The sequence below is a fragment of the Streptomyces platensis genome (genome assembly GCF_008704855.1).
GTDB lineage: Bacteria > Actinomycetota > Actinomycetes > Streptomycetales > Streptomycetaceae > Streptomyces > Streptomyces platensis.
This window is the reverse complement of sequence record NZ_CP023691.1, coordinates 2,904,381-2,916,447: the sequence shown is the minus strand read 5'-3', so window position 1 is coordinate 2,916,447 and position 12,067 is coordinate 2,904,381. Positions and strand designations below refer to the sequence as shown.

Below are 12,067 nucleotides of genomic sequence, written 5' to 3'. Positions count from 1 at the left end.
CGGGCGCCAGGCGCGTCCGCGGCCCCCGGACAGCCCACCGGAGCCGGTGCCACGGCACCTCACCCTCACCGGCCTGACACCGGCTCCGGCACCCCGACGAGGGCGGCACCTGTGCGGAGGTGCCGCCCTTCGTCATATCCAGACGTTGTGGCCGCCGCCCCGCCATTCGATCAGGTCATGGTCGTCGAGCGACACCACGTCGGTGTCCAGCCCGGCCCGGCGCAGAAACTCCAGAAGATCGACGCTGCTGTACGCGAGGCCGAGGATCTCGCCCTCGATCGTGACGCGCCGGCCACCGGTGGGCGACGGCGGATGCACGATGACGGGCGGGTGCTCGGCCATGCCTCCAGCCTGCCCCTGTGGCCCCGAGGGTGCATCCGGTGGAGAGGGGCCGGACGACGGCCCGCGTGCTCCTGCCCGGTCCGACGAGAGCGGCACCTGTGCGGAGGTGCCGCCCTCGTTTTCTCCGGACTCCCCCCTCGGGAGCTGCCGCCACCCCGGTCGGCGCGGGAAGGCGGCCTTCAACGGGGCTGGCGAGCGGCCGGTGGTGTGCCCATCACCCCCCACGGGATCGAGCAACCCGGTCCGTTCGCACCGCCGTTGAATTGACTACAGCATTCCTTCCGGCCCCCTGGTGGCGCGACCACTTTCAAGTCTGGCCAAAAGGGCATGGTGACCGCGCGTGTTGGCGTGCATACTCAGGCGTGCCGGGGGCCGACTGAGGAAACCAGGGGTGGGGGTTCGGTGTTACGCGTCCATTTCAGTGGACTCGATCTGGCCCGTGTGCGCATTGCGGCACGCCCGGACGCACTGTGGGAGACCGTCTTAAGCTTTCACCGGCTACGTGACAGACGGGACGATTCGGCGTTCGGCAAATGGCGATCGGAAACACGGGGAAGGTTGAATGGCGAAGCGCGGCTGCTGGCGCCGCTGGTGCCCACGCGCGGCTATTTTCCCGATTTCCTGACGCCCGCCGAAGGGCTCCTCGGGATGACCGACGCGCTCGCCGCCCTGCGGGAGACGCCCGCCTCCCGGCTGGGCGCCGAGCTCGGCCGGCTCTCCACTGCCGCCCGCCCGTTCCCGTCGTGGATACGGGCGATGGCCGACGGCGACACCCGTGCCCTCGGCCGGCTCGCCGGAATACTCCTGCGCTATTACGAGGCGGCCGTCGCTCCGTACTGGCCGCGCGTCCAGGGCCGTATAGAGGCCGACCGGGCGGCCCGTGGCCGGGCGCTGCTCGACGGCGGCGCGGACCGGCTGCTCGCCTCGCTCCCGCCGATGATGCGCTGGCGCCCGCCGGTCCTGGAGGCCGACTATCCGGTGGACCGCGATCTGCACCTCAACGGCCGGGGGCTGTTGCTGCTGCCGTCGTACTTCTGCCGCCGCACCCCCGTCACCTTCCACAACCCGGACCTGACGCCCGTCCTGGTCTACCCCGTGGAGCACCCCGCGCCCCGGCTCACGCCCCAGGTCCCGCCGGAGCGCTCCCTGGGCCGGCTGGTCGGCCAGACCCGCTCCGCGATACTCCAGCGGATCGGCGTCGGCTGCACCACCAGCGAACTCGCCCGGCGCGCCGATGTCTCGCTGGCCTCCGCCAGCCAGCATGCGACGGTGCTCCGCGACGCCGGTCTGCTGCTCACCCTGCGGCAGGGCAACGCGGTGCTGCACACCCTCACCCCGCTGGGCGCCGCCCTGCTGCGCGGCGCACGCCCGGCGGAGGAGGCGGCGTACGAGCGGCTCCGGTGAGAAGCGCCGGGGGCGGGTGCAGGGGCGCCGAGGGCGTCGTGCCGGGGCGGGAGGCAGGGACTTCCGCCGGTGGCGTCCCCGCGGTCAGTAGGGGCGGTCGCCCGCGATGGCGACCCGTTCGGCGACCCGGCGGTGCGTCCCGTAGTCGTTCACCGCGTAGTGCTGGGTGGCGCGGTTGTCCCAGAACGCGAGATCCCCCGGCTGCCAGCGCCAGCGCACCTGGTACTCCGGCACCTGCGCCTGCTGGAACAACAGCCGCAGCAACCGGTCGCTCGCCGCCCGGCCGAGACCCACGATGCGGGTGGTGAAGGAGGCGTTGACGAACAGCATCCGGCGCCCCGTCTCCGGGTGCCGGCGTACCACCGGATGCACGACCGGAGGGAACTCCTCCTGAAATGGCGCCAGTTGAGCGGGGGAGTAGAAGCGCGCGAAGCCCGGAAGATAGTCGTGCACCGCCCGCGCCTCATTGATCCGTGCCCGGATTTCCGGTGGCAAATTGTCGTATGCCGCCGCCATATCGGCCCACATGGTGTCCCCGCCCGCGGGCGGCACCGTACGCAGCTGCAACACCGCGCCCATCGCCGGGCGTTCCCGGAACGTCACATCCGTGTGCCATACATTTTCGAACGTCGGGACCCCGCCGGCCGTCTTGTCGAAGCGCACCACGTCCTTCGAATCCCCCGGCGCCAGCAGCGGATTGGTCTCCAGCTCGCCCCAATTCCGGGCGAATTCCCGCTGCGCCGGGGAGCTCAGCCGCTGCCCGCGGAAGAACAGCACCTTCCACTCCAGCAGCGCCCGGTTCAGCTCCGTACGCAGCTCCGCGGACAGTGGCCGGGACAGGTCCAGCCCACGGATTTCGGCCCCGATGGTGGCCGCCTGCGGCACGACCTCGAAGCGCTCGTAGGGCCGGTCGTCCCAGCCGTCGGGTGTCCGGCGCAGGAGGCGGGGCCCTTCGTACAGCCCGTCGGCGGGGATGCGGTGGGGGCGCAGGGCGGGAGTGGCGGCAGGAGCAGGAATGGCGGGAGTGGTGCCCGGGGCGGGAGCGGTGGAGCCGGTGAGAGCCGTCAACTGATCCTCCTGGAAGGGAAGGGGGGAGGCAGGGCAGGGCAGGGTGGGGCGCGGGAGAGTCGCTGGGGCGCCGGCGGGCCCGGACCGCGGATGACCGGCGGCCGGACCTCAGCTCACGGAGCCGTCAGGACGTACAGGAACAGCCGGCCGGGGGAGAGCCCACCCGGCCGCGGCGGCGCAGAAAGCTCAGGCCGCGGGGCGCGCACTCGCCGTGGGGGCCGCGGTCGCGCGGCTCCGCCTCACGGACGTCCAGGTGCGTGCTCATGCCACGCACCGTACCCCCTCAGCCAGGTGTCCTCAATGCGTCAGTCATCGATCCCACTGCGCTCCACCCCCGCGACGATGTACCGCTGGAGCACCAGGAACACCACCACCAGCGGGGCGATCGAGACCGCCGCGGCCACGAACAGCTCATGCAGATTGAGGTTCTGCGCGGTGGTGAACGTCGACAGCGCCACCTGCACCGTCCAGGCCTCCTGGTCCTGACCGATCACCAGCGGCCACAGGAACGCGTTCCAGGCGCCGATGAAGACGATCGTGCCGACGGCGGCGAAGACCGGGCGGGCGTTGGGCACCACGATGCGCCAGTACGTCCGCCAGTAGCCGAGCCCGTCGACCCGCGCGGCGTCCTCCAGCTCCCGCGGGAAGCCCAGGAAGTACTGCCGGAAGATGAAGCAGGCGAACGCGCTGAACAGCGTCGGAATGACCAGCCCGCGCAGCGTGGAGATCCAACCGAGCGACGACACCAGCACAAAGCTCGGCACGAACGTCACGGCCGCCGGGACCATCAGCGTCCCCAGGATCGCGTAGAAGACGATGTTGGCGTGTGGGTACGGAATCCGGGCCAGGCCGTACCCGGCGAGTGAGGCCAGCAGCACCGTACCGGCGGTCGTCGACACCGCGATCAGCGTGGAGTTGAGCAGCGCCCGCCCCAGCGGCAGGTTCGGGTCCTGGAAGACCTCGGTCAGATTCGACCACTGAAGCACCCGCGGGAAGAACGTCCAGTCGGGTGCGGTGATGTCCTGTTCCGTCGCCAGCCCGTTTCGCACCAGCAGATAGAAGGGCACCAGGAACAGCAGCGCCAGGGCCACCACCAGCACCACCCGCAGCGCCCGCCCGGCCCTCGTCAGCGCATCGTCCATCCCGCTCACTTCTCCATCCCCGCTCACTCCTCCTTGCGGCCGAGGCCGAACCAGCGGGCCTGCACCACCGTCGCCACCGCGATGATCAGCGCCAGGATCACCGCACCCGCGCTGCCCAGCCCGAGGTTCTGATCCCGGCCCAGCGCCGTGTAGTAGAGGTAGACCAACGGCGGCCGGGCGTACGGCGGATAGCCGCGCGCATCGCTCAGCAGGTTGTAGAACTCGTCGAACGCCTGGAACGCATTGATCACCAGCAGCAGCACCACCGCCACCGACGTGGCCCGCAACTGCGGAAAAGTGAGGTGCCGGAACGTCTGCCAGCCGGGCCGCGCCCCGTCCACCGCCGCCGCCTCGTACAGCTGCGGCGGGATCCGCTGGAGCCCGGCCAGGAAAAGGATCATGTAGAACCCGGCCTGCAACCACAGCCGTACGGTCACGATGACCAGCCAGTACCAGGGCGGATCGGTCGTCGACAGCCAGGCCGTCTGGTCCGCCCCGAACCACCCCAGCACGGTGTTCGCCAGCCCGAACCGCACCCCGTTGAAGATCGACAGCTTCCAGATCACCGCCGCGACGACATACGAGCAGGCCGTCGGCAGAAAGAACACCGACCGGAAGAACGCCTGGGCGAACCGCAGCCGGTTGACCATCAGCGCAAGCGCCAGCGACAGCACATACGTCGCCGGCACGATGAACGCCGTGAACAGCAGAAACGTCCCCAGACTGCCGAGGAAGGACGCATCGCTCAGCATCGCGCCGTAGTTGCCCAGCCCGACGAAATCCGCGCCGGACGGACTCACCGTGTTGTGCGCGTCGAAGAAGCTCAGATAGACGCTCCACGCCAACGGCACGTAGGTGAACAGCCCCAGCCCGACGGCGAACGGCCCGACGAAGGCCCAGAACCACAGATTCCGCCGCTGCGGCCCGAGCAGCCGGACACCGAGCGAAGGCCGCCCGGCAACCGGCGCGACCGCCGCCCGGCGGACCGGCTCGTCCGTGACCCCGACCGCCCCTCCGCCCCCTCCGCTCCCTCCGCTCCCTCCCGCCGTCACTTCTTCCTGACCCGCTGAAGCTCGGCGTTGACCTTGCGCACCACGGTCCTCAGCTCACTCTCCGGGTTGGCGCCGTCCTTGATGATCCGGCTCAGCGCGTCCTGATAGGCGGTACGGTCCGCGGTCGTCCACAACAGCGGCTCCGCATAACCGTGATCGGTGGCCAAGCGCACCGCATCCGCCGCCGGCCCCTCCCGCAGCTGCTCGGCCTTCTTCGCCAGCGAGATCCGGGCCGGGATATGGAACCCGTACGACAGCGCGAAATCCTGCTGGAAATCGGTGCGGTCCACCCACAGCCACTTCACGAAGGCCTTCGCCTCCGCCTTGCGCCTGCTCCGCGCACTGACCGCCGAGCCATAGGCACCCACCGGAACGGACGGCTTCCCGCCGCTGCCGTCCGCCGGGAACGGCAGCACCCCGAAGTCGTCCCCCAGCGCCTTCTTGATCTGCGGCAGCGCCCACAGCCCCGACCACTGCATCGCGGTCAGCCCCTGGATGAACGCGGCCGGATCGGACCAGTCCGTGGGCGCCCCCAGCAGCAGTGACTTGTCGGCGTACAGCTGACGGATCTTGGTGAGAGTGCGGGCGGCGGCCGGATCGTCGAACCCGGCCTTGCCGTCCGCGTCGACCAGACTCAGGCCGGCGGCGAACAACGGCGTCCCGCCGAGCACCCCCACTCCGCCGTCATTCCCCAGGAACAGCCCCTTGGCCTTCTTGTTGCTGAGCTTCTTCGCCCCGTCCACCAGCTCATCGAGCGTCCGCGGCGGCCGGACCCCGGCCTCCCTCAGCAGGCTCTTGCGGTAATAGAGCAGCTGCATGTCCACGACCTGCGGGATGCCCCAGACCTTGTCCTGCCAGATCTTCGGCGCCAGCGCGGCCTGGTGGAAGTCATCCTTGACCGGCTCGACGACATCGGTCAGATCGACCACCTGCCCGCCCTGGATCTGCTCCAGCAGCGGCCCGTTGACCTCGAACACATCCGGCCCCGAGTCGGTCAGCAGCGCCGCCGCCGTCTGCCGGTCGTAATCCCCCGGCCGCCACTGCACCGAGACATCCGCCTTCCGGTACGCGGCGGCATACCGCTTCACGGCCCGCTCGGCCCCCGGCTCGCCGTACTGGTGATACCACTGCTTGATCTCCGGCCCCGAACTGCCGCCGCCCCGCCCGGTGTTGGAACCGCATGCGGTCGTCAGGCCCGCGGCAAGCGCGACCCCACCCCCGGCCGCCAGCAGCCGCCGCCTGTTGATCTCGGTCATGTCAGGTCGCCCCCTGCGGTCGTCACCTTTCGCACGACACGTCGTCCCGTGCGCTTGTCACGTCCCGGTTATGGTCGATCACCGACGGTGCGGTCGTCCATGGTGCCGTATGGGGTGATGGGGGCATTTGGTCTGTGCGGGAACGTTGGCCGCCGTTGGGCTCCCCCGCCGCCTGGTCGGTGTCCGGAACGAACTCGTGGACCCGCAACTTGACCGAATCGCGTGCCAAGGTCGGCTGTTCGGCCCTGACCGTTCCTGCCCGGCCCTGCCTTCGCGGGACAATACGGAGATGAACTCGGACAGTGGCGACGACCGACGACAGGAATCGTGCGGGACACCAGGCGAACTGCGTGGCGCGGCGGTCGTGCTGCGGCCGACAACGGAAGCGGATGTCCCCACCCTCGACCGCATCGTCCGGGAGCCGGAAGTCGCGGCGTGGTGGTCCGTGCCCGACGACTACCGGGACATGCTCGCCGTTCTCGTCGACGACGAGGTCATCGGGGCGATCCAGTTCTCCGAGGAGACGGACCCCGAATTCCGGCACGCCGGCATCGACATCTTCCTCACCACGAACCGCCACGGCCAGGGCCTGGGAACGGACGCCGTCCGCACACTCGCCCACTGGCTGATCCACAAACGCGGCCACCACCGCCTGACCATCGACCCGGCCGCCGCCAACACCGCCGCCATCCGCAGCTACCGCAAGGTCGGCTTCAAACCGGTGGGAATCATGCGCGCTTACGGACGCGACTACCGCACGGGCGGGTGGGCGGACGGCTTGCTGATGGATCTGCTGGCGGATGAATTGACGTGAGCGGCACGACGGGAAGGCCCTGGGTGAGCGGGACGGGACGGCGGACGCATCCGCTGTGCACCCCGGGCGCTTCGCCAAGCCGGCCGGGGCCACCGAATGCAGGGCGGGAGACTGAGCTCAAGTGATGAGGCGGCGGCGCTCGCGGTAGCGGGCGATCGGTGTATCCGGGGGGAAGCTGGGGACGAAGGCAGCGCGCCGTCAGTTGTGGAGATGACGAGGTGACTTCCACCGAAGGACCGAGGCTCGGTGGGCGGGAGCGTGGCGTAGAAGAGAGAGCCGCTGTCGAACTCCTGGACCCGCACGGAGGCGAGGGTGCCGTCGTGGCAGCGGGGCCGAAAGGCGGCGTGGGCTGTTGCCGGCGCTTCGTCGACGGTCGTCGGTACGGCGTTCCGGAACTCCGGCGAATCGCTCTGCTCCGTCATGCCTTCCCTTGTGTGCGGTCTGCGGTCTGCGGTCTGCGGTCTGCGGTCTGCGGCCTGAGGTTTGCCGGGCTGGCGGGCCACGCCCGCTACGCGGGCGACTGGCGCTGCTGCCGATAGAGGGCGATGGCTGTCTCGGTGGGGAGGTTGGGCACGGTGACGGTTTCGCCGGTGTCCTTGGCCACGATGATGTTTGAGCCGCCGGGCGGGGCCGGCTGGGGCTCGTCCGATGCGTCGAGGGCGTCGGGGTACTCGGCGTACACGAGATAACCGATGTCGAATTCTTCGACCTGCATTGGTGCGGGCGAGCCGTCCGCCAGCGTGGGCTCGGCGTAGCGACTACGGACGATGGCGAGCGCTTCGTCGGGGGTGGTGGGCGGAGTGAGATTGTCTTGCCGGCTGGTCATGTGTCTCCTGTGGTGCACGGTTCTCGCCTGAGAACTGGTGGGGTGTTATGTGGGAAATTCGCCGACCCATTCGGCGTCGAGCAGGCCCTCGGGCAGGTACTCGGACTCAACCGTGATGGTGAAACCCGCGTCACGGGCGAGGCAGGTGACCGCTGTGAGGCCCAGGGAGATAAAGCCTTCCGGGTTGACCTCGCGGTCGTCACGGGTCCAGTGGTCCTTGTGCCATTCCAGCGCCTTGACGAGTTCGGCGTTGAACTTCTCCTCGTCGCCGCGGACCAGCTGCGTCAGCAGGTTCATCGGCGGATACATGAGGCGAAGGACGCCTCCCGCTTCGGTGTGCCGGATGGCATCGGGATCGGTGCCTTCCACGGCGGCCACCAACTTGTCGCCGAGTTGGGGCTGCTGCAGCCAGTAGGCCTGCAGAGCCTCGACCCAGTGATAGAGGTATTCGTCAAATACCGCGCCGGAGTTACGCAGGAGTGATACCGGGACCTGGCACAGCTCGTTCAGGCGCCCCTTCTCCCGGCACACACAGGCCAGCCAGAAGGCCGTGAGCCAGTTGCCGGCGTCCACCCAGGACTGAGCTCCGGCCGGGATGGTGCGGCGCTTGTGATCGATGAGGCATTCCACGCTCTCGGTGTTCGCCCGCGCCGAGGCGAAGAGCGCGGAGCCCACCTGCATCGCCGTGACACATGACTCCCACGTCTCAAGCTTCGCGGCCGTCGGGTCATCGGCGCAGCGCACATTGAGCACCTGGACCGCAGAGGCCAAGGTCGTGGTGAACCATTCCGAATTCCTCGAAAGGCTGTCAATTTCCGTCTGCAGGTCCGGGGTCAGTACCTCCAGCAGGAGGCCGACGTTCCTCGTGGGGAACTCATGCCGAGGAATTTTGATCATTCTGCTGCTGCTTCTCCTTTCTGTCCTGATATCGAACTGGTACATCTCGCGCCCCCATGCTTCTCGCCGTCCGGCACTCAGCCATCGATATCTTCCTCACCACGAACCGCCACGGCCAGGGCCTCGGAACGGACGCCGTCCGCACACTCGCCCATCGGCTGATCCACAACGCGGCCACCACTGCCTGACCATCGACCCGGCCGCCAGCAACACCGCCGCCATCCGCAGTTACCGCAAGGTCGGCTTCAAACCGGTGGGAATCATGCGCGCTTACGGACGCGACTACCCCACGGGCGGGTGGGCGGACGGCTTGCTGATGGATTTGCTGGCGGATGAATTGATGTGAGGGGGCCGCGGCCGAGAATGTCCTGAGCGAGACGGGACGGCGGACGCATCTGCTGCGCTCCCCTCGTGTCGATGTCGAATTCCCGCACCTGTACGGGCGCAGCGGTGCCGTTCGGGCAGCGGAGCCGGAAGCCGGCGCGGACTGCGGCCAGTGCTTCGTCGGCGGACGTCGGCACGGTGGTCCAGGGGTCCTCCGGCGAAACGCTGGATTCGTTCTGCGACGTATTATTGTCCGTCTTGCAGCGTCTCCGGCCGGTAGAACTTACGGAAAAGGGCGATCGAGTCGGGGAGTGGCCGGTGCGGGACCCGGCAAATCTCGCCGGTGTCCTTGGTGACCACGACACAGGAACCTCCGGGGCTTCTGGGCCGATTGCGCTCTCCCGTCGGGGTGGTCTTCGGATGGGGAGGGAGTTCGGCGTAGACGATGTATCCGATGTCGAACTCGCTCACGTTGAGCGGAGCGGGGGAACCGTCCGGCCAAACGGGCGAGTACTGCGTGCGGGCAATCTCAATGGCTTCCTCGGCGTTGGTCGGCACCGGCCGGTCGGGTTGTCCGGGGCTTGGGGGATTGGATTGCGTCATGTCGTTACCTCACCTTCCTATTCCCGCGAGTGAGCTCCAAGGCTTCTTCGGCACTTATCAGCAATGGTCGATCGGGCGTTGAAGAGCTGTGATCTGCCATGTGGGTTCCTCGCTGTATTCAACTCGTGCAGTGTTGGGGGAGCTGACTCCACGCTTGACCGGAGGAAGGGGGAGGCCTACGGCTCGACCTCCGGGTCATTGAGCAAGGTGTCCCAGATCTCGCCGGAGGCAGCCTCGCGGTCAATCTCCAGGAGCCAGGACCGCAGCTCCGCTTCCGCCGCGGCCTGGTCCACGGTAAGTGATGCGGAGAGCATTAGGTGATATCGCCCCATCAGGTGGAACATGGCGAAGAATTGACTCAGGCTACTGCCTGCCAGCTGATCTTCCACAGCATCGGATGTGCACAGAACCTGTCCCGTTTCACCGTCCAGGATCAGGTCGCCGCCGAGGAGATCCCCCAACGCGACGTAGGGACCGGTCCGCTGGTTCGCTGAAGCTTGTAGCTCATCCGGCGGCGGAATCTCTCGAAGCGAATGAGTGTCCAGACCATGTGTGTTGAGGGTGAGAAGCTCCACCATGGGCAGGCCGTGTTCCACGAGCCACTGAGCGGCTTCTGTGTCGCGCAGGCCTTCGGGGATGCTCGACTCGGTAGGCCGGAACAGCGAATCTTTCCCGAATACTTCGGTCAGTTGGGCTGCTGTGGGGTTCCGGAAAGCTTCGGGGAGCGGGCGCGCGACGACCTCGCGGTCGTACGCATCCAGCAAGGGAACGCCGTGCCAGGGCAGCGCGTCGTGTTCCGGTTCCTTCTGGAGGATTTCCATAGCGAAGACTCCGCGGTCTCCACCCAATACGGCGATGTCCCCGATCCGTACGGCCGCGCGAATGTCCCTGGGGCAGCGGGGGAGGAAGACAGCCCGGGATTCACCAGGGGCCGGGCGCCAGCCATGTGACGTGTTCACCATGCGTCGTGGCTCCAGGACCTGGGTGCTCGAATCAGCCGAGTCGAGCGGCCGGCCTGAGCGGAGTTCCCATGACCATGTGGTTCCGAGCAATTCGTTGGTCGCGGTAGCCGTGTGTTCGGTGCAGGTGAGACTGGTGATGCCGGTCGGGCGGCGTGAAAGGTTCTCCCCGAGGAAGGCACCGGCCGGACGTAGTTCGGACCACAAGGTCCGCCACTCCAAGGTCACTTCGGAGGCGAGTACCGCGTTTGCGGCCTCTTGATCTCCATGGGTGACGGCAAAATGGTGCAGCCAGGCTGCCCACTCGCCTTGGCGCATGGGTTCCATACCGGACAGCTCGCTGAACCGCAGGTGCGCGGCCATGGTGTCCGGTGGGACGTCCCGGCCGAAGACAGCGCGATATGCCTCCAGGACCGAACTCGGATCCAGGAGAGCGAGTACCCTCCGGTCCTCCAGCACCTCCGGTAGATTTCCGGATGCTGCGGCATGTCCCGGCAGGCCGTGAGCCGCGTAACGAGCCAATGGGTCGCCGTCCGCCCAGCCACGGGGATACGTGTGCGCTCTCAGCCGCTCGCTCAGCAATCGCTGGACCGTCGCGTGCGCTTCGCCGGCGTCCGCGTGGGAGAGGCGCAGTGCGTGCGCGATCCCTTCGTGGGTGAAAGCCACGCCAGGACCGGTAGTTGAGTTATTCGGCACCCACTTCAGCAGATCGGGATATCGGTCCGGGAAATCCTGAAGGTCTGCGGGGGTGGTGGTCAAACCCATGCTTTCGCACAGGACGCTCCATGCCTGGACGGGGACCACGGGATATTCCGCCAATGCCAGGGACTGGATTTCGGGCGCCAGGTCCTCCGGGGCGCTCAGGGGGTTTGCGATTCCCAGGCGGATGAGATGGGGCGGCGCAGCGGTCTGCGTCTGCTGCGGCTCGGCGGTCTCCAGGGCGAAGCGGATGCGGGACCGCTTCGCCCTGCCCATCCGGAGAGCAGCGCGCCTGATGCGTCCTGGCTCGTCAGTGGTCCGCAGGGTTCCTGCCCATTGCACGTTCGTCAGGAACAGGGTGTGATCGCCGCGGATGTTCTTCACCAGCGCATCAAGGTTCTCTTTGGCGACCGAATGCGGACGCTGTACCCCGCACGCCTCCAACACCTGGAGGATCACTTCATCGGCGCGCAGCCCGAAGCAATCGATAAGTGCCGCTTCGGGCATGCGTCGGTGGGCGAGTTGCAGTGCGCGGCTCTTCCCGGTACCAGGAGGGCCGGCCACGAAGAAGACGCCACCGGCGCGGCCCGCTGCCGTCAAACCATCCAGAAGCCGGTCGGCGGAGGTATGGAGTTCCTCATTGCGCGCATCGGTCATGGACGTACCCTACTGGATGGAGAA

The 12,067-nt window shown here is 68.0% G+C and carries 12 protein-coding genes and 1 pseudogene; 3 read left to right on the top strand and 10 right to left on the bottom strand.

Annotation, left to right across the window (positions count from 1 at the left end):
- Nucleotides 1-132: 132 nt before the first annotated feature.
- Nucleotides 133-342 carry a hypothetical protein gene (locus tag CP981_RS12810; RefSeq protein ID WP_085927096.1) on the bottom strand — a complete coding sequence of 70 codons (210 nt, stop codon included), beginning with the start codon at nt 340-342 and terminating at the stop codon, nt 133-135.
- A gap of 558 nt (nt 343-900) precedes the next feature.
- Here CP981_RS12810 and CP981_RS12805 point away from each other — a divergent pair.
- On the top strand, nt 901-1,746 hold the full coding sequence (locus CP981_RS12805) for an ArsR/SmtB family transcription factor (protein ID WP_085927097.1): 846 nt from the start codon (nt 901-903) through the stop codon (nt 1,744-1,746).
- An 84-nt stretch (nt 1,747-1,830) separates the two neighbouring features.
- On the opposite strand, the gene CP981_RS12800 is transcribed toward CP981_RS12805, so the two are convergent.
- From CP981_RS12800 to CP981_RS12785, 5 genes are all read right to left on the bottom strand, one after another.
- A complete protein-coding gene (locus CP981_RS12800) occupies nt 1,831-2,763 on the bottom strand; it encodes a TauD/TfdA dioxygenase family protein (protein WP_085927109.1) in 933 nt (310 codons plus the stop codon).
- A gap of 175 nt (nt 2,764-2,938) precedes the next feature.
- The gene (locus CP981_RS37680) at nt 2,939-3,079 is read right to left on the bottom strand and encodes a hypothetical protein (protein WP_158092687.1); all 141 of its coding nucleotides are present in this window, start codon (nt 3,077-3,079) and stop codon (nt 2,939-2,941) included.
- 40 nt (nt 3,080-3,119) lie between these two features.
- The gene (locus tag CP981_RS12795; protein ID WP_085927098.1) at nt 3,120-3,956 is read right to left on the bottom strand and encodes a carbohydrate ABC transporter permease; all 837 of its coding nucleotides are present in this window, start codon (nt 3,954-3,956) and stop codon (nt 3,120-3,122) included.
- Nucleotides 3,957-3,979: 23 nt separating this feature from the next.
- Entirely contained in the window at nt 3,980-4,888 is a 909-nt protein-coding gene (locus CP981_RS12790) for a carbohydrate ABC transporter permease (protein WP_085927111.1), read from the bottom strand.
- A gap of 116 nt (nt 4,889-5,004) precedes the next feature.
- Nucleotides 5,005-6,264: an ABC transporter substrate-binding protein gene (locus CP981_RS12785; RefSeq protein ID WP_208852933.1), complete on the bottom strand. Its 1,260-nt coding sequence runs from the start codon at nt 6,262-6,264 to the stop codon at nt 5,005-5,007.
- 289 nt (nt 6,265-6,553) lie between these two features.
- Between CP981_RS12785 and aac(6') the strand changes: the two genes are divergently transcribed.
- Entirely contained in the window at nt 6,554-7,078 is a 525-nt protein-coding gene (gene aac(6') / locus CP981_RS12780) for an aminoglycoside 6'-N-acetyltransferase (protein ID WP_085927099.1), read from the top strand.
- A 508-nt stretch (nt 7,079-7,586) separates the two neighbouring features.
- Here aac(6') and CP981_RS12770 read toward each other — a convergent pair.
- On the bottom strand, nt 7,587-7,904 hold the full coding sequence (locus CP981_RS12770) for a hypothetical protein (protein WP_085927100.1): 318 nt from the start codon (nt 7,902-7,904) through the stop codon (nt 7,587-7,589).
- Nucleotides 7,905-7,949: 45 nt separating this feature from the next.
- Nucleotides 7,950-8,801: an immunity 49 family protein gene (locus CP981_RS12765; RefSeq protein ID WP_244330027.1), complete on the bottom strand. Its 852-nt coding sequence runs from the start codon at nt 8,799-8,801 to the stop codon at nt 7,950-7,952.
- A 74-nt stretch (nt 8,802-8,875) separates the two neighbouring features.
- Here CP981_RS12765 and CP981_RS12760 point away from each other — a divergent pair.
- Nucleotides 8,876-9,147 (top strand): annotated as a pseudogene (locus CP981_RS12760) (GNAT family N-acetyltransferase); the annotation flags it as partial.
- A gap of 224 nt (nt 9,148-9,371) precedes the next feature.
- On the opposite strand, the gene CP981_RS12755 reads toward CP981_RS12760, so the two are convergent.
- On the bottom strand, nt 9,372-9,728 hold the full coding sequence (locus CP981_RS12755) for a hypothetical protein (RefSeq protein ID WP_085928716.1): 357 nt from the start codon (nt 9,726-9,728) through the stop codon (nt 9,372-9,374).
- A gap of 176 nt (nt 9,729-9,904) precedes the next feature.
- Nucleotides 9,905-12,043, bottom strand: a complete 2,139-nt coding sequence (locus tag CP981_RS12750; protein WP_085928715.1) for an SUKH-4 family immunity protein — start codon at nt 12,041-12,043, stop codon at nt 9,905-9,907.
- Between the last annotated feature and the right edge of the window lie 24 nt (nt 12,044-12,067).